Annotated in this window: 14 protein-coding genes; 8 read left to right on the top strand and 6 right to left on the bottom strand. The window is 71.7% G+C overall.

Features of this window, described 5'->3' with window-relative positions; genetic code table 11:
- Positions 1-111: 111 nt before the first annotated feature.
- The 3 genes from STRVI_RS28410 to STRVI_RS28400 form a co-directional block, all read right to left on the bottom strand.
- The gene (locus STRVI_RS28410) at positions 112-1,878 is read right to left on the bottom strand and encodes a hypothetical protein (RefSeq protein WP_014059076.1); all 1,767 of its coding nucleotides are present in this window, start codon (positions 1,876-1,878) and stop codon (positions 112-114) included.
- Positions 1,879-1,893: 15 nt separating this feature from the next.
- Positions 1,894-2,922, bottom strand: a complete 1,029-nt coding sequence (locus tag STRVI_RS28405) for a chitinase (protein ID WP_014059075.1) — start codon at positions 2,920-2,922, stop codon at positions 1,894-1,896.
- A 493-nt stretch (positions 2,923-3,415) separates the two neighbouring features.
- Positions 3,416-4,084, bottom strand: coding sequence for a GntR family transcriptional regulator (locus STRVI_RS28400; protein WP_014059074.1), 669 nt, complete (start codon positions 4,082-4,084; stop codon positions 3,416-3,418).
- Between the two features lie 106 nt (positions 4,085-4,190).
- Between STRVI_RS28400 and glyA the strand changes: the two genes are divergently transcribed.
- The 5 genes from glyA to STRVI_RS28375 are packed head-to-tail and all read left to right on the top strand — an operon-like array spanning position 4,191 to position 10,667.
- Complete coding sequence (gene glyA, locus STRVI_RS28395) at positions 4,191-5,540, top strand: serine hydroxymethyltransferase (protein ID WP_014059073.1); 1,350 nt, start codon at positions 4,191-4,193, stop codon at positions 5,538-5,540.
- Positions 5,537-6,757 (top strand): sarcosine oxidase subunit beta family protein, encoded by a 1,221-nt coding sequence (locus tag STRVI_RS28390; protein WP_014059072.1) that lies wholly within the window; start codon positions 5,537-5,539, stop codon positions 6,755-6,757. The genes glyA and STRVI_RS28390 overlap by 4 nt, the downstream gene beginning before the upstream one ends.
- Positions 6,758-6,767: 10 nt before the next feature.
- Positions 6,768-7,094: a sarcosine oxidase subunit delta gene (locus tag STRVI_RS28385; protein WP_014059071.1), complete on the top strand. Its 327-nt coding sequence runs from the start codon at positions 6,768-6,770 to the stop codon at positions 7,092-7,094.
- Entirely contained in the window at positions 7,091-10,015 is a 2,925-nt protein-coding gene (locus tag STRVI_RS28380; RefSeq protein ID WP_014059070.1) for a sarcosine oxidase subunit alpha family protein, read from the top strand. The genes STRVI_RS28385 and STRVI_RS28380 overlap by 4 nt, the downstream gene beginning before the upstream one ends.
- The gene (locus STRVI_RS28375) at positions 10,008-10,667 is read left to right on the top strand and encodes a sarcosine oxidase subunit gamma (RefSeq protein WP_014059069.1); all 660 of its coding nucleotides are present in this window, start codon (positions 10,008-10,010) and stop codon (positions 10,665-10,667) included. The genes STRVI_RS28380 and STRVI_RS28375 overlap by 8 nt, the downstream gene beginning before the upstream one ends.
- 46 nt (positions 10,668-10,713) lie before the next feature.
- Here STRVI_RS28375 and STRVI_RS28370 read toward each other — a convergent pair whose 3' ends face one another.
- Entirely contained in the window at positions 10,714-11,619 is a 906-nt protein-coding gene (locus STRVI_RS28370) for an MBL fold metallo-hydrolase (RefSeq protein WP_014059068.1), read from the bottom strand.
- Positions 11,620-11,660: 41 nt separating this feature from the next.
- Entirely contained in the window at positions 11,661-12,965 is a 1,305-nt protein-coding gene (locus tag STRVI_RS28365) for an MFS transporter (RefSeq protein WP_014059067.1), read from the bottom strand.
- A gap of 159 nt (positions 12,966-13,124) precedes the next feature.
- Here STRVI_RS28365 and STRVI_RS28360 point away from each other — a divergent pair, with 159 nt between their 5' ends.
- The 3 genes from STRVI_RS28360 (at position 13,125) to STRVI_RS28350 (ending at position 15,356) form a co-directional block, all read left to right on the top strand.
- Positions 13,125-13,334 carry a hypothetical protein gene (locus tag STRVI_RS28360; RefSeq protein ID WP_014059066.1) on the top strand — a complete coding sequence of 70 codons (210 nt, stop codon included), beginning with the start codon at positions 13,125-13,127 and terminating at the stop codon, positions 13,332-13,334.
- Positions 13,321-14,712, top strand: a complete 1,392-nt coding sequence (locus STRVI_RS28355) for an Asp-tRNA(Asn)/Glu-tRNA(Gln) amidotransferase GatCAB subunit A (RefSeq protein ID WP_014059065.1) — start codon at positions 13,321-13,323, stop codon at positions 14,710-14,712. The genes STRVI_RS28360 and STRVI_RS28355 overlap by 14 nt, the downstream gene beginning before the upstream one ends.
- Positions 14,713-14,783: 71 nt before the next feature.
- Positions 14,784-15,356: a TetR/AcrR family transcriptional regulator gene (locus STRVI_RS28350; protein WP_014059064.1), complete on the top strand. Its 573-nt coding sequence runs from the start codon at positions 14,784-14,786 to the stop codon at positions 15,354-15,356.
- 82 nt (positions 15,357-15,438) lie between these two features.
- On the opposite strand, the gene STRVI_RS28345 is transcribed toward STRVI_RS28350, so the two are convergent.
- On the bottom strand, positions 15,439-16,314 hold the full coding sequence (locus tag STRVI_RS28345; RefSeq protein ID WP_014059063.1) for an SDR family NAD(P)-dependent oxidoreductase: 876 nt from the start codon (positions 16,312-16,314) through the stop codon (positions 15,439-15,441).
- Positions 16,315-16,317: the final 3 nt, after the last annotated feature.

Raw genomic sequence — 16,317 nt, 5'->3', positions numbered from 1 at the left:
GGTCCGTGCGTGTGCTCAGCCGCCTGCGGGGCGCGGGCGAGGTACCCGCGCCCCACAGCCGAACTGGTGGAACTGGTGGAGCTGGTCGAGTGCGTCAGGGAAGCCGGGGGATCAGGGGTACTCGGTCACGTTCGCGACGTTGCTGCCCGCATCCGAGGGGCCTCCCGTGCCATTGATGACATGGTTGATCGTGCCGGTGCCGCCGAGCGAGACGGTGACCATGTCGTGGAACCTCACATCCGGGGTCTGGGGGACCTCGAAGGCGTGCTCGGCGGTGACGGACTTGTTGGTGCTGAAGAAGCAGTAACTGCCCAGGCCCCACGCCTCATGGCGCTTGACCGAGTCGGCCACCTTGTAGGCGGCGTATCCCTTGGTGGAGCCGTTCATCCAGGCGTCCTGGTTCGGCGGGTCGTAGGGCATCTCGTTCTGGTAGAAGTACGTGCGGCCGCCCTCGCCGTTCCAGGTGGTCTGGTGCTTCTGGTAGTGCTCCACGAACAGGCCGTACATGGTCACGTCGTCGCCGTTGACGACGAGCCCCTGGTCGGCCGTGTTGGAGTCCCAGCCGACGCCGTCACCGTGGTCGGCGCGCCAGATCCACGTGTGGTCGCCGATCACGTTCGAGCTGTTGACCACCAGGCTCGTGGACGCCTTGCCCACGCCCGCGCCGCCGACCCGGAAGAACACATCGTGCAGCGAGGTGGGGTTGTCGGCGTGGCTCGCGGACGAGTCCTTGGGGCCGACCTCCATCAGCGTCTCGGAGTTCTCGGTGCCCGCGTCGATGAGCAGGCCCGCGAGCTTGACGCCGTCGACGTCGGCCACCGTCATCGCCGAGACCCCGTTGTCCGGAATCAGCGTGGCCAGCCCCAGGCCCAGCACGACGGTGTCGGGACGGGTCACCTTCAGCGGCGCGTCCAGGTGGTAGACCCCCGGGGTGACGAGCAGGTGCTTGCCCGCATCCAGCGCCGCGTTCATCTCCTCGGCCGTGTCACCCGGCTTGACGATGAAGAAGTCGTCCAGCGGGATCGAGGTGCCCTTCGGCGCGCCGGAGGACCAGGACGTGCCCGTCGAGTCCTTGCGCACGTCCGGCGCGAACACCTTGTACGCGCCGTCGTCGTCGACGTACAGGAACGGCTTCTCACGGGACACGGGTGTCTTGTCGACCCGCGTGTACGGCGGGTTGGGGAAGTCCCCGGCCGGGGCGTTCTGCGCGCCGACGAACACCATGTTCCAGTTGGAGCCGGTCCAGCCGCCCCATTCGGTGTTGCGGGAGAGCCACTGCTGCTGCGAGCCGGACTTCACCTGCCCGTCGACCTTGGTGTCGGCCAGCAGACCGCCGCTGGACCAGCCGCCGTCGTCGAGCTGCAGATCGCCCTTCAGATGCATGCGGCGGTACGGGGCGGCCTGCGATACGGCCCAACGGTCCGCGCCACCGTCCGGGTTGACGGCGAGGTTCTCCGCGTCGCGCCAGAAGTTCTGCGTGGCGTTGCCGTCGAACCAGTCGGCCTCGGCGTGCACCTGGCCGTTGATGGTGGTGTCGTCGGGCGACAGGCCCAGGCCCGCCACCTGGGTGTAGAAGCCGACGTTGGCCTTGACGTCGTAGGAGCCGGGCTTGAACAGCAGGGCGTGCCGGGCCTGGCCGAACTGGTTCTTCTCCTGCTCGCCGAAGACCGAGTCGAGCTTGCCCTGGATGTCCTGGGCGGACATGGACGGGTCGAAGATCTGCACGTTGGGACCGAGGTCCGGTTCGGCGTCCGCGCCGTGCGCCGCCGGTACGGTCAGCGCCGCCGCTGCGGCGCCGGCCAGCGCGGCGAACGCGGCGGTCCAGCCGGCGATGCGGCGGCGTCCGCGACGCCCGCGCCCCGTGGTGTCGTTCGTCATGGTGGTGTGTCTCCCTCAGCCCTGGTACCGGGCGAATATTCCGGTGAACTGCCGGGGCTCCTGGGCGACTCCGGAGCAGGTGTCGTCGTTCGGGTAGGCGCCGGGGCAGGGGCGGTCCCGGTTGACGGACCAGAAGGAGAGCCGCGACAGGTGGTGCTGGGAGGCGTAGTCCAGGATCGTCTCGAAGTCGTCGGTGGAGACGGTCTCGTTGACGTCGGTGATGCCGTTCATCGAGGACAGGCCGCTGTGCCGGTAGGCGTCGTCGTCGCTGTAGCCGTAGGCGCCCTTGACGGCGTTCTTCAGACCGTCGGTGGCCTGCTTGGTCAGCTCGCCCATGTTCTGGCCCGCGCCGCCGAAGTCGAACGGCATGATGGTCCAGCTATCGGCCGCGAAATCGGATTCGGCGGCCCGGCGGATCATGCTGTCGTCGGGGCCGTTCTGATCGCTGGGGAAGGTGACGTAGGTGAGCAGCCCCGGGTTGTCGGCCTTCACCTGCTTCAGGGCGTCGATGGTCTTCTGCTGGACGGCCGGGTCGTTGTAGGCGTCGCCTTCGATGTCGATGTCGATGGCCTTGAGACCGTAGGCGTCGATGACCTTCTGGTAGGCCCCGGCGAGTGCCTTCGCGTCGCCACAGGACTGCTCCAGCTTGGCGCCGCTCGCGCCGCCGAAGGACGGCACGACATCGCCGCCCTTGGCCCGTATGGCCTTCACGGTCTGCTCGTCGGCCCCGCCGGTCAGCGGGCGGCTGCCGTCCCACTGCGGGGAGCAGTTGCCCGAGTCGAGGACGAAGGCGAGGGTGAACCAACTGACGCCGGTGGCGTCCATCACTTCGCCCGGGTCCGGCGGGTTGCCCCATCCGTTGTACAGGTAGGGGGCCACGGCGGCGGGTGCGGCGGATGCCGCGCTGGGAGCTTGACCGGGGCTTTCGGCCCAGGCGGCCGCGGTCGTGCTCGCGACGGCGGCCACGGCGGCCACGGCCAGGGCGGTCCGCCGCCGGCGGCGGTGCGCGCGGTCCTGGGCGGTGAATTCTTCGCGGTGGTTCATGTGGGGGGATGCCTTCCTCAGACGCGGACGGGCCCCGGCAGTGGGCATGTCCGTCGGACAGGCGCCGCCGCAGCCCGCGACATGCGGTTTTCGGCCGGAAGGTCACGGCCGGACTCTCGGCCCATATATTTCGGGAGTTGAACGCGTCCCGTCAATAGGTCCGCACCAATGAAGTGACGTGCCTTCAAGGAGCGAACTCACACGTCGCGTTGCGTCGGCGAATCCCTCAGCTCTCGGCCGAACGCGGGGTGTCCACGGGTGCGGCAATCCGGCTGTGAATGTCGGGAGCCACGGCGGAGTCGCCGTACGCGGAGCACTCGACGCGAGTCTGACGCCGCCGGACCGCACCCCGCTGTGCCCCGTCCACCCTGTGGGAGGGGGCACAGGCGTTCACGGGCAGCGCGGCGCCGCGCACTGACCGGGGAGAACTGACCAGGAGACCAGGGAGAACCGGCCGGGGAGAACTCCCGCCCCCGGTCGGGAGGATGGCGTCTCAGATGGCCGCGCGGATGGCCCGTTCGAAACCCTCGACGTGGTTGCCGGCGAGCTGCGCCGCCTTGTCGGGGTCACCGGCGACGATCGCGTCGATCAGCGGTCCGTGCTCTTCGACATGGCCGGCCACGTCGGACAGGCGGTCGATGAACAGGCACCAGATGCGCGTGGCCAGATTGTCGTGGCGGACGAGGGTGTCCTCCAAGTACGGGTTGTGCGTGGCGGCGTAGATGGCGCGGTGGACCTGAAGGTCCAGGTGCATGAGGTCGGCGGCGGCGTGCCCGCGCGGATCCACGCTCTCCAGCTCCCGCCGTAGGGCCGTCAGCGTGGCACGGTCGGTGGCGGTGGCGCGCCGCGCGGCCCGGGCGGCGGCCAGGGGCTCCAGCTCCTGGCGCACCTCCGAGATATAGGCCAGGTCGGTGATGTTGACCTCGGTGGCGAAGGTGCCGCGCCGGGGGTAGGTGGTGATGAGGCGCTCGTACTGGAGCCGCTTGAGCGCCTCGCGCACCGGCGTCCGCCCGACGCCGAGGGACTGTGCCAACTGGTCCTCGTTGATCGGCGCGCCCGGTCGGATCTCGAGCATGACCAGACGGTCCCGGATGGCGCGGTAGGCGCGCTCGGCGAGGGACAGCTCCTCGCCGTCCCCGGGCTCGGTCGCCACGTTCCGCATGAGGCCCCCTTGACCTGTCCGGCGAGCTCCCATACCTTACCGCACAGGCTGATATATCAGTTGCCGATCAGTGGTCCAGTAGTTCGCCTCCCAGGATGGTGCGCACATGGCAGCGAACCCGCCCACCGAGGTCACCACCCCTCTCTCCCTCCCGCTCAGCGAGCTCGACCCGGAGGTCGCCGCCGCGGTCGACGCCGAGCTGCACCGGCAGCGGTCGACCCTCGAGATGATCGCCTCGGAGAACTTCGCCCCGGCCGCCGTCATGGAGGCCCAGGGCTCGGTCCTGACCAACAAGTACGCCGAGGGCTACCCGGGCCGCCGCTACTACGGCGGCTGTGAACACGTCGACGTCATCGAGCGGTTGGCCATCGCCCGGGTGAAGGAACTCTTCGGCGCCGAGGCCGCGAACGTGCAGCCGCATTCGGGCGCCCAGGCCAACGCCGCCGCGATGTTCGCGCTGCTGCAGCCCGGCGACACGATCCTCGGCCTCGACCTCGCGCACGGCGGGCATCTGACCCACGGCATGCGCATCAACTACTCCGGCAAGCTGTACAACGTCGTGCCGTACCACGTGCGCGAATCCGGTCTGCGCATCGACATGGACGAGGTCGAGCGGCTCGCGCTCGCCCACCGGCCCAAGATGATCGTCGCCGGCTGGTCGGCCTACCCCCGCCGGCTGGACTTCGCCGCGTTCCGGCGGATCGCCGACGAGGTGGGCGCGTATCTGATGGTGGACATGGCGCACTTCGCCGGGCTGGTGGCCGCGGGCCTCCACCCGAGCCCGGTGCCGTACGCCGATGTCGTGACGACCACCACGCACAAGACCCTCGGCGGCCCGCGCGGCGGGGTGATCCTCAGCCGTGCCGACCTGGCCAAGAAGATCAACTCCGCGGTCTTCCCGGGGCAGCAGGGCGGCCCGTTGGAGCATGTCATCGCGGCCAAGGCGGTGGCCTTCAAGGTGGCGGCGGGCGAGGAGTTCGCCGAGCGCCAGCGGCGCACCCTGGACGGCGCCCGCATCCTCGCCGGACGGCTGCTGGCCGACGATGTGGCCGAGGCCGGGATCACGGTGCTGACCGGCGGCACCGAGGTCCATCTGGTCCTGGTCGACCTGCGCGCCTCGGCCCTCGACGGGCAGCAGGCCGAGGACCGGCTGCACCGCGTCGGTATCACCGTCAACCGCAACGCGGTGCCGTTCGACCCCCGTCCGCCGATGGTCTCCTCCGGGCTGCGGATCGGCACCCCGGCCCTGGCCACCCGGGGTTTCGGCACGGCGGAGTTCCGGGAGGTCGCCGACATCATCGCGCAGGCCTTGATGGACGAGCGGCTGGGCGACGAGCGCACCGGTCTGCTGCGTGACCGGGTGGAAAAGCTCGCCACCGCCTTCCCCCTCTATCCCCGGCTGTCTCACCCGACTCACCCGACTCACCAGCCCCGCCCGAACGGAGACGCGGCATGACCGCCACGCCGCTGCCGGAGCACCCGGACTTCCTCTGGCGCACCCCCGAGCCGCGCTCCTCGTACGACGTGGTCATCGTCGGCGCGGGAGGCCACGGCCTGGCCACCGCCTACTACCTCGCCCGGAACCACGGCATCACCAATGTCGCCGTCCTGGAGAAGGGCTGGCTGGCCGGTGGCAACATGGCACGCAACACCACGATCATCCGCTCGAACTACCTGTGGGATGAGAGCGCGGCGATGTACGAGCACGCGCTGGGGCTGTGGGAGCGGCTCCCGGAGGAGCTGGACTACGACTTCCTGTTCAGCCAGCGTGGCGTCCTCAACCTCGCACACACCCTCCAGGACGTCCGCGAGGGCGTGCGCCGCGTCAACGCCAATCGCCTCAACGGAGTCGACGCCCAGTGGCTGGAGCCGGACGAGGTCGCCAAGGTCTGCCCCATCCTCAATGTCTCGCCCCGTACCCGCTATCCGGTCCTCGGCGCCACCTTCCAGCCGCGGGCCGGTATCGCCAAGCACGACCATGTCGCCTGGGCGCTGGCCCGCCGGGCGGACGAGATGGGCGTGGATCTGATCCAGGGGTGCGAGGTCACCGGCTTCCTCAAGGACGGCGACCGGGTGGTGGGCGTCGAGACCAGCCGCGGCCGCATCCTCGCCGGCCGGGTCGGTCTCGCGGCCGCCGGGCACAGCAGCGTGCTGGCCGAGCGGGCAGGCGTGCGGCTGCCGGTGCAGTCCCATCCGCTCCAGGCGCTCGTCTCCGAACTGCACGAACCGGTGCACCCCACCGTGGTGATGTCCAACCATGTGCACGTGTACGTCTCCCAGGCGCACAAGGGCGAGCTGGTGATGGGCGCGGGCGTCGACGCCTACAACGGCTACGGACAGCGCGGCTCCTTCCATGTGATCGAGCGGCAGATGGCCGCCGCCGTCGAGCTGTTCCCCGTCTTCGCCCGTGCGCATGTGCTGCGGACCTGGGGTGGCATCGTCGATGTCACACCGGACGCCTCCCCGATCATCGGCACCACCCCCGTCGAGAACCTCTACGTCAACTGCGGCTGGGGCACCGGCGGGTTCAAGGCCACCCCGGCCGCCGGGTGGACCTTCGCCCACACCATCGCCACCGGCGAGCCGCATCCGCTGAACGCCCCCTTCGCCCTCGAACGCTTTACGACGGGCGCGTTGATCGACGAACACGGCGCCGCGGCCGTGGCCCACTGAGGAGGACATCGTGCTGCTGATCAGTTGCCCATGGTGCGGTCCTCGCGACGAGACCGAGTACCACTACGGGGGACAGGCCCACGTCCCCTACCCCGGAAACCCCGCGGACCTCACCGACGAGGAGTGGGCCGCGTACGTCTTCTACCGCGACAACCCCAAGGGGCCCTTCGCCGAGCGGTGGATGCACGGCACCGGCTGCCGCCGCTGGTTCAACGTCCTGCGCGACACCGTGAGTTACGAGGTGCTGGCCGCCTACCGGCTCGACGAGCCCCGCCCCGAACTGCCCGGCCGGGCGGATGTCCACCAGCCCGCCGAACCGGCCGGAGGCAACCGATGACCGACCAACGATTCCGGCTCCCGCACGGGGGCCGCGTCGACCGCGGCACCGTGCTGCGGTTCACCGTCGACGGCCGGGAGATGACCGGGCACCCCGGAGACACCGTCGCCTCGGCGATGCTGGCGAACGGGCGCGTCGAGGCCGCCCCGTCGATCTACCGCGGCCGACCGCGCGGCATCGTCGCCGCGGGTGTCGAGGAGCCCAGCGCCCTGTTGCAGATCGACGGCCCGTGCTCCGAGGGCATGCTGCCGGCCACGACGGCGGAGCTGTACGACGGGCTGTCCGCCACGACGCTGTCCGGGATGGGGCGGCTCGACCCGAGTCCCGACCCCGCCGGCTATGACAAGAAGTACGTCCACACCGATGTCCTGGTGGTCGGCGCCGGACCGGCCGGGCTCGCGGCCGCCGCCGCTGCCGCGGACTCAGGGGCCCGGGTGATCCTCCTCGACGACCAGCCCGAGCCCGGCGGTTCGCTGCTCTCGGGGCGCACCGAGCGGGTCGGCGGGCAGACCGCCCTGGAGTGGGTCGCCGAAGTGCGCGCGGCCCTCGACACCGCCCCCGAGGTCGTCGTCCTGCGGCGCACCACGGCGTTCGGCAGTTACGACGACAACTACGTACTGGCCCTGGAGCGGCGCACCGACCACCTCGGCGCCGACGCTCCCGAGCCGTCCACAGGCGTCTCGCGGCAGCGGCTGTGGCACATCCGGGCCCGCCAGGTGGTCCTGGCGACCGGCGCCCACGAGCGGCCGCTGGTCTTCGCGGGCAACGACCGGCCCGGGGTGATGCTCGCCGGGGCCGTGCGCTCGTACCTGAACCGGTATGCGGTGGCGCCGGGTTCGCGGGCGGTGGTGAGCACGACGAATGACAGCGCCTATGACACGGTGGCCGATCTCCACGCCGCCGGAATCGACATCGCCGCCGTCGTGGACGCGCGGCCCGAGCTGTCCCGCCGGGCCGCCGAGGTCGCCGTGGCGAGTGGGGTGCGGGTGCTGACGGGCAGTGCGGTGGTCGACACCGCGGGCGGGAACCGGCTCACCGGTGTCACCGTCCAGCCCCTCGACGCCGAGGGTCAACTCACCGGTGAGACAGAGTGGTTCGACTGCGACCTGCTCGCCGTCTCGGGCGGCTGGAGCCCGGTGGTGCACCTGCACAGCCAGCGCCAGGGCACGCTGCGCTGGGACGAGGACCTGGTCGCCTTCGTCTCCGACGGCACCGTACGGGACCAGCGCATCGTCGGCGCGGCCCGGGGGACGTACGACCTCGACGGCTGCCTCGCCGAAGGGGCGCGGGCCGGTGCGGGGGCCGCGACGGACGCCGGGTTCCCGGTGGCCTCGCCCGAACCGCCGTCCGGCGACGCGCGGCCCCGCGCCGCGGCGGGCCCGGTGCGCGCACTGTGGCTGGTGCCCGCACCCGGCACCGGCACCGGCCCCGAGGGAGAACCCGCCATCTGGGACACCCACTTCGTCGACCTGCAGCGCGATGTCACCGTCGCCGACGTGTGGCGGTCCACCGGTGCCGGTATGCGCAGTGTCGAGCACATCAAGCGCTACACCTCGCTCGGCACGGCGGGCGACCAGGGCAAGACCTCCAACGTCAACGCGATCGGCGTGATCGCCGAGGCGCTCGGCGCGGGCGCGTCACCCGGGCAGATCGGCACCACGGGCTACCGGGCGCCGTACACGCCGGTGGCCTTCGCGGCCATCGCCGGGCGTGAGCGCGGCGAGCTGTTCGATCCGGAGCGCACGACCTCCATCCACCCCTGGCACGTCGCCCACGGGGCGGTGTTCGAGGACGTCGGGCAGTGGAAGCGGCCCCGGTACTACCCCCGGCCCGGTGAGGACATGGACACGGCCGTGGCCCGCGAGTGCCGGGCGGCCCGTGAGGGGGTGGCGTTCATGGACGCCTCCACCCTCGGCAAGATCGAGATCTGGGGCGCGGACGCCGGTGAGTTCCTCAACCGCGTCTACACCAACGCCTTCAAGAAGCTGAAGCCCGGTATGGCCCGCTACGGCGTGATGTGCAAGCCCGACGGGATGATCTTCGACGACGGTGTGACGCTGCGTCTCGAGGAGACCCGCTACTTCACGACCACCACGACCGGTGGCGCCGCCGCCGTCCTGGACTGGCTGGAGGAGTGGCTGCAGACCGAATGGCCCGGCCTCGACGTCCACTGCACCTCGGTGACCGAGCAGTGGGCGACGATCGCGGTCGTCGGCCCGCAGTCGCGCGAGGTCGTGGCCCATCTCGCGCCCGAGATCGACCTGTCGAACGAGACCTTCCCGTTCATGGCCTTCCGCGAGACCACCCTGGCCTCCGGCATCCCCGCCCGCATCTGCCGCATCTCCTTCTCCGGCGAACTCGCCTACGAGATCAACGTATCCGCGTGGTACGGCCCGGCGGTCTGGGAGGAGGTGTACGCGATCGGCCGGCCGTACGACATCACCCCGTACGGCACCGAGACCATGCACGTCCTGCGGGCCGAGAAGGGGTACATCATCGTCGGCCAGGACACCGACGGCACCGTCACCCCGCAGGACGCGGGCATGTCCTGGGTGGTCTCCAAGCGCAAGGACTTCATCGGCAACCGCTCGTACTCCCGCGCCGGCACCTCCCGCACCGACCGCAAGCAGTTGGTCGGCCTGCTGCCGAGCGATCAGCGGACCCGGCTGCCCGAGGGCACCCAGCTCATCGCGCCGAACGTGCCCCTCACCCCTGAGGCCGGGCCGGTGCCGATGCTCGGCCACGTCACCTCCAGCTACCACAGCCCGGCCCTCGGCCGCCCCTTCGCCCTCGCGCTCGTCGCCGACGGGCGAGCACGGATCGGCGAGACCCTCCTCGCCCCGGTGGGCGAGGACCTGGTGCCCGTCCTGGTGGCCGACACCGTCCTCTACGACCCCGAAGGGACCAGGCGAGATGGCTGAGCCGACGAATGCCGCAGGCGCAGGCGCAGGCGCAGGCGCAGACGCTGGCGCGGGCCCGGTGGCGCTGCGCACCAGCCCCCTGGCACATCTGACGGAGCGGATGCACACCGCCACCGTCACCGGCCCGCGCGGAGTCACGCTGACCGAGTGGCCGTTCAGCACGATGGTGAACCTGCGCGTCGACCCCGCCTCCGAAGCGGCCGACCGCATCGAGAAGTCCCTGGGGGCGCCACTTCCACGGCAGTGCGGCCACACCACCGCCTCGGCTTCCCACACGGTTCTCTGGCTCGGACCCGACGAGTGGCTCGTGCTCTCTCAGGCTGACGGGACCGCCGTGGTCGCCGAGTTGCGGGCGGCACTCGGAGCGGATCCGGGCTCGGTCGTGGACGTTTCGGCGAACCGCACCACGCTGGAGCTGAGCGGCCCCGCCGCTCGGCAGGTGCTGGAGAAGGGCTGCCCGCTGGACCTGCACCCCCGGGCCTTCGGCCCCGGCCACGCGGTGTCGACCACGGTGGGGCCCGTCGCGGCGCTGCTCTGGCAGGTCGACGGTGCCCCGACGTACCGGCTGTTCCCCCGGTCCTCGTTCGCCGACTATCTGGCGCGCTGGCTCATCGACGCGATGAGCGAGTACCGCGGCCCGGAGCTGCCCTGATGGGGCGCCCGGATGGGGTGGGCCGCGCTCGATGTACGTCCCGTGGTCACCGCGCATCCGGGTGTACGGGCGAGAGCCGGTAGGTGTTCTCGTGGGTGATCACACGGCCGGCGGTGGGCGGCGGGAAGTGGGTGCCGAGCAGGAGCGTGTCCGTACCGGCGAGGGAGCCGAGGAGTTCGCGGCGGGTGGCCTCGGACTGCTCGGGGGCGATGTCGACGCATGAGCCGATGGTGGGATGGGCGAGCTGGACGGGGTGGTGGATGCAGTCGCCGGTGATCAGCGCCGTCTGGTCGCGGCTGGTGAGCTGGAGGGCGATATGGCCGGGGGTGTGGCCGGGCGTGGGGATCAGCCGCAGCCCGGGGGCGACCTCGGTGCCCTCGGCCAGGACGTCGACCAGATCGAGCAGTCCTGCCTCCTCGATCGGGGTCACGGAGTCACGGAACATCTGCGCGCGCGGTTCGTCCATGTCGTAGCCCGCCCAGAAGTCCCGTTCGGCGCGGGAGGTGAGGTAGCGCGCATGGGGGAAGGTGGGCACCCATGCGCCGTCCACCTCGTGGGTGTTCCAGCCGACGTGGTCGGTGTGCAGATGGGTGAGGATCACCAAGTCGATGGATTCCGGGGGGAATCCGGCGGCGGCCAGCCGCTCCGGGTAGTCGGTGTGCAGGTCGTGCCAGGCGGGGTTGGCCCGCGTCTTGCCGTTGCCGATGCCGGTGTCGACGAGCACCTTCAGCCCGCTCACCTCGAAGGCGAAGCTGTGGCTGTCGATGCGCAGGATGCCCTCCTGGTCGGCGAAGTCCGGGCGCAGCCAGTCCTCTCGCGTGACCACGTCCGTGGTGGCGTCGGGCAGCAGCCACGGCCCGGTCTGCGGCGGCAGGAGCACCTCGTCGATGCGGTGGACGGCGATGTCGCCCACGGTCCAGAAGGGGATGTCGATGCTGTGTGCTGTGCGCATGGTCCGTCGTTTCCTTGATCTCTGGCGGGCGGGCTTGATCTCTAGCGGTGGAGGGCGCTGGTGGTCCGGGGCGCGGCGTGGCGCCGTGACGCGGTGAGTGCCGCCACCGCCGCGGCGGCGAGGACGGCGGCGCCGATGGCGTAGGCGTAGGCGGCGGTGCGGAGCCCGTAGTGCTGGGTGGCGGCGCCCGCGGCGATGGCGGGCAGGCTCATCGCCAGATAGCTCAGGACGTAGTAGGCGGCCACGGTGGTGGCCCGGTCCCGCTCGTCGAGCGAGCCGAGCATCATCCGCAGCGCCCCCTGGGAGACGGCGCCGAAGGCGATGCCCGCCAGGGCCGCGCCGCCGAACAGGGCGAGCGGCCCGGCGCCGTGCAGAGCGACCAGGCTCAGGGCGGCGGAGGGGATGACGGCCAGGGATCCGCCGGTGGCGGCGGTGGTCGGCGCCGTACGCCGCAGTGTCCATACGGTGAGCGCGGCGGCGGCGCTGACGGTGAAGAACACCATGCCGCCCGCCGGACGGGGAGTGCCGGGGGCCACGAGGCGTACGAGCGCGGGCCCCAGGGAGGAGTAGAGACCGCCGAGCGCCCAGACGGCGACGACACCCGTGCCGACGGTCAGCAGCGCGCGGCGGGCCGAGGGCGGGACGCCGAGCCGCGGGAGCAGCGACCGCAGCGCGCCGGGGCGCCGCCGCCCGGTCTCCGCGGTGAAGGTGACCGCGGCCGCCTGCGCCACGAACAGCGCGGCCAGCAGCAGGTAGACGGTGACCGTGGGGGCGGGGGAGAGGGGGATGAGGAGGGTCGAGACGAGCACGCCGCCGGCCATGCCGGCCACCGGGGTGATGCTGTTGGTCAGGGCCGATCTGCCGGGGCGCAGCGGGTCGTCGAGGTCGAGGAGCGCCGCGCCCGAGGCGCTGGTGGCCGCGCCGGTGGCCGCACCTTGCAGGACCCGGGCGGCGATCAGCGGTCCGGCGCCGTCCGCCGTGGCCAGCAGCACCATGGACGCGGCCGCCAGGACCAGCGCGCCCACCAGGACGGGGCGCCGTCCCAGGTGGTCGGAGAGGGCTCCGACGGTGAGCAGGGCCAGCAGCAGGGTCAGGGAGTAGGCGCTGAAGACCACCGTGATGGTGAGCGCCGACAGGCCCCACTGGTCCTGGTAGAGCGGGTACAGCGGGGTGGGGGCGCTGGACGCGGCCAGGAGGGTGGTGAGGACCGACGCGTAGAGGACGAGGGGCGCGGTGCGGTTGGCCGTGGTCTCGCGGAGGGGGACGGTGCGGTTGGCCGTGGTCTCGCGGACGAGGGCGACTGTGTAGGGGCACTGCGCGGGGGCGCCGGAGGTGGCGCTGGACATGGGACTCCTTCCCGTTAAAAGCGACGCATTTGCTTTAAGGGACTGTAGGTCCTACAGTCTGCTAACGCAAGCCGTTAGCTTTTGTTCGGGGTTGCCGAGGATCGCCGGGGTCACGCCTCCCGGGGTCGCTCCGCCTCTCCGGCCCATGAGGGAGACACCATGTCCGCTGCTGAACTCACCCCTCCGGAAGCGGCCCGCTGGGCCGCCCGGGCCGGGCTCCCACTGCCGCCCGAGCGCCACGCCGCGGCGGCGGCCACCGCCAATCACATCCACTCGGTCGTCGCCGTCCTGCGCGAACTCGACTTCGGCGACACCCCGCCCGCCCCCGCCTACCGGGCGCGAGAGGAGCAGCACGATGCAGCCGTATGAACTGTCCCTCACCGCGGCCGCCGCCGCGATCCGGGCCGGAGAGCTGTCCCCGGTCGAGCTGGTGGACTCCGTCCTGGAACGCGTCGAGCGGCTGGAACCCCACCTGAACGCCTACGCCACGGTGACCGCCGAGCAGGCGCGCCACGCGGCACGCAAGGCCGCGGACGACCTCGCCGCCGGCCGCTCGCGCGGCCCGCTGCACGGCATCCCCATGGGGCTGAAGGACCTGATCGACGTCGCCGGCGTGGCCACCACCGCCAGCTCCCGGGTCCGCGCCGACCACCGCGCTCAGGCGGACAGCACGGTCGCCGCGCGCCTCGGCGCGGCCGGCGCGGTCCTGGTCGGCAAGACCCACACCCATGAGTTCGCCTACGGGCTGACCACCCCGCAGACCCGCAACGCCTGGGACGCCGGCCGGGTCGCAGGCGGCTCCAGCGGCGGATCCGCCGTGGCCGTCGCCGCGGGCGCCGCGACCTTCGCGCTGGGCACCGACACCGGCGGATCCATCCGCGTCCCCGCCGCGCTCAACGGGGTCGTCGGCCTCAAGCCGACCTATGGCCTCGTCCCCCGCCACGGCGTCACCTCCCTGTCCTGGTCGCTGGACCACGTCGGCCCCCTGACCCGCACCGTCGAGGACCAGGCCCTGGTCCTGGCGGCCCTGGCCGGACACGACCCCCGCGACCCCGCCTCCCTGGCCGCCCCCGCGCAGGACTACCGGCCCGGCGCGGGCGAGGACCTGACCGGACTGCGCGTCGGCGTGCCGCGCAACCACTACTTCGAGCACGTCGATACGGAGGTGGAAGCGGCGGTCCGGCAGGCCGTCGACCGGCTTCAGGCCCTCGGCGCAACGCTGGTCGAGGTCGAGATCCCCATGACCCGCTATATCCAGGCCACTCAGTGGGGCCTGATGGTGCCGGAGGCCACCGCCTACCACGAGCGCACCCTGCGCGCGGTGCCCGAGCTGTACCAGGTGGACGTGCGCACCCTGCTCGAAGCCGGGGAACTGATGCCCGCCGGGGACTATCTGCGCGCCCAGCGCTCCCGGACACTGATGCGCCAGGAGTGGGCGCGCGTGCTGGCCGACGTCGACGTCATCGCCGCCCCGACGGTCCCGGCGACCGCGGCGAAGGCCGACCAGGAGACGATCACCTGGGCGGACGGCACCGTCGAAGCCGTCTCCGACGCCTACGTACGCCTCTCGGCCCCCGCCAACCTCACCGGAGTGCCGTCACTGTCCGTCCCGGTCGGCCACGACGCGGCGGGCCTGCCGATCGGCATGCAGCTGCTGGGGCGGCCCCTCGGGGAGAACATGCTCCTGCGGGTCGGCCACGCCTACGAGCAGTCCCAGCCGGCCCGCGTGCTCGCACCCGCGGCCTGACGACGGCCTGGGGCGCGCGGCCCGGGGCGCACCGCTGTCTAGAAGCAAGGAATTTGCTTTAAGGTGGAGGGATGAGCAGGCAGATGGTGCGCCCCGGCGGGCGCAGCGCCCGGGTCCAGGCATCGGTGCACACCGCCGTACGCGAACTCGAAGCGGAGGTGGGCCGCGACGCCCTGACCGTGCCGCTGGTCGCCCAGCGCGCCGGGGTCACCCCCTCCACGATCTACCGCCGCTGGGGAGACCTCACGGAACTGCTCTCGGACGTGGCGGTCGAGCGGCTGCGGCCCGACACCGCACCCAAGGACCACGGCGCCCTGGCGTCCGACCTGGCGGCCTGGGCCGAGCAGTTCCTCGACGAGATGGCCTCCCCCGCCGGCCGTGCCTACATCCGCGACGCCCTGCTCGGCGACCCCGACGGCACCAACGCCGGCCAGTGCTCGGCCTACGCCGCCGACCAGGTCGACCTCATCCTGGCCCGCGCGACCGAACGCGGGGACGACATCCCCGAGGTCGAGACGGTCATCGACCGTGTCGTCGCCCCGCTGATGTACCGCATTCTCTTCCGCCCCGCCGGACTCGACGCCGCCTACGCCCGCGAACTCGTGGCGGGGCTCCTCGGCCCGGTGGGCCAGGACGACCGTTGACCGGGCGACCGCGCGGGCGGGCGCCCGTCGTGCTGGTCGCAGCCCGCAACACGTAGTGTGACCGGCACGCTCCCAAGAGGCTCTAGTCGGCCGTGCCTTCGGGCGGGAGCTGTGCGGGGTAGGGCTCGCCGAAGTCGGCCGAGCGGCTGACCTGCTCCCAGGCGGTCGCCTCGGCGAGTTGGTGCTGGGAGTAGTCCCGCGCCATGGTCGTCGCGTTCACGCCCAGCGGGAGATGGCTCGGGACCTGGTCGCGGTGGACGGTGCGCACGATGATCTCGGCGGCGCGCCGAGGGTCCCCGGCCGCTCCTGTTGTGCTCTGCCGCACCAGCCGGTTCATCGCCCCGACGGTCTCGTCGTAGGCGTCGGGGATGGGGTGGACCGTCATGGAGGAACCGGCCCAGTCGGTGGCGAAGCCGCTCGGTTCGACGACCATGACGCGCACGCCGAACGGTGCGGTCTCCACGGCGAGGGTCCGGCTGAAGCCGTCGACCGCGAACTTGGCCGCCTGGTAGGAGGCGATGCCCGGCGATCCGCCGACCCGCCCGCCGATCGAGGAGATCTGCACGACGGTGCCGGCTCCCTGTCGGCGCAGAGTGGGGAGCGCGGCCTTGGTGACGTTGTAGACGCCCCAGAAGTTCGTCTCGAACTGGGCGCGGAAGTCGTCGTCGTCCGATGTCTCGATGGGTGACACATTCGCGTATCCCGCGTTGTTCACGAGTACGTCGATGCGGCCGAAGCGGGCGAGCGCCGCCTCGACGGCCTCCTGCGCCGCTTCCGGACGCGTGACGTCCAGCGCGACGGGATGGACGCGGTCGCCGTACTCGCTGAATGCCTCCGCGAGGGCCTTGGGGTCGCGGGCGGTGGCCACGACGTGATCGCCGGCCTCGAGGGCGGCGGTGACCAGGGCGCGGCCGAGGCCGCGGGATGAACCGGTGATGAACCAGACCTGTTGCTTCATGCC

This window comes from Streptomyces violaceusniger Tu 4113, from assembly GCF_000147815.2.
Lineage (GTDB): Bacteria > Actinomycetota > Actinomycetes > Streptomycetales > Streptomycetaceae > Streptomyces > Streptomyces violaceusniger_A.
The sequence above is the reverse complement of the archived record's forward strand: the minus strand, read 5'-3'. Positions and strand labels throughout refer to the sequence as shown.

Bases quoted from the DNA above. Each gene is read 5' to 3' on its own strand.
- STRVI_RS28410 (WP_014059076.1), bottom strand. From the start codon at position 1,878: ATGACGAACGACACCACGGGGCGCGGGCGTCGCGGACGCCGCCGCATC.
- STRVI_RS28405 (WP_014059075.1), bottom strand. From the start codon at position 2,922: ATGAACCACCGCGAAGAATTCACCGCCCAGGACCGCGCGCACCGCCGC.
- STRVI_RS28400 (WP_014059074.1), bottom strand. From the start codon at position 4,084: ATGCGGAACGTGGCGACCGAGCCCGGGGACGGCGAGGAGCTGTCCCTC.
- glyA (WP_014059073.1), top strand. From the start codon at position 4,191: ATGGCAGCGAACCCGCCCACCGAGGTCACCACCCCTCTCTCCCTCCCG.
- STRVI_RS28390 (WP_014059072.1), top strand. From the start codon at position 5,537: ATGACCGCCACGCCGCTGCCGGAGCACCCGGACTTCCTCTGGCGCACC.
- STRVI_RS28380 (WP_014059070.1), top strand. From the start codon at position 7,091: ATGACCGACCAACGATTCCGGCTCCCGCACGGGGGCCGCGTCGACCGC.
- STRVI_RS28375 (WP_014059069.1), top strand. From the start codon at position 10,008: ATGGCTGAGCCGACGAATGCCGCAGGCGCAGGCGCAGGCGCAGGCGCA.
- STRVI_RS28370 (WP_014059068.1), bottom strand. From the start codon at position 11,619: ATGCGCACAGCACACAGCATCGACATCCCCTTCTGGACCGTGGGCGAC.
- STRVI_RS28365 (WP_014059067.1), bottom strand. From the start codon at position 12,965: ATGTCCAGCGCCACCTCCGGCGCCCCCGCGCAGTGCCCCTACACAGTC.
- STRVI_RS28360 (WP_014059066.1), top strand. From the start codon at position 13,125: ATGTCCGCTGCTGAACTCACCCCTCCGGAAGCGGCCCGCTGGGCCGCC.
- STRVI_RS28355 (WP_014059065.1), top strand. From the start codon at position 13,321: ATGCAGCCGTATGAACTGTCCCTCACCGCGGCCGCCGCCGCGATCCGG.
- STRVI_RS28350 (WP_014059064.1), top strand. From the start codon at position 14,784: ATGAGCAGGCAGATGGTGCGCCCCGGCGGGCGCAGCGCCCGGGTCCAG.
- STRVI_RS28345 (WP_014059063.1), bottom strand. From the start codon at position 16,314: ATGAAGCAACAGGTCTGGTTCATCACCGGTTCATCCCGCGGCCTCGGC.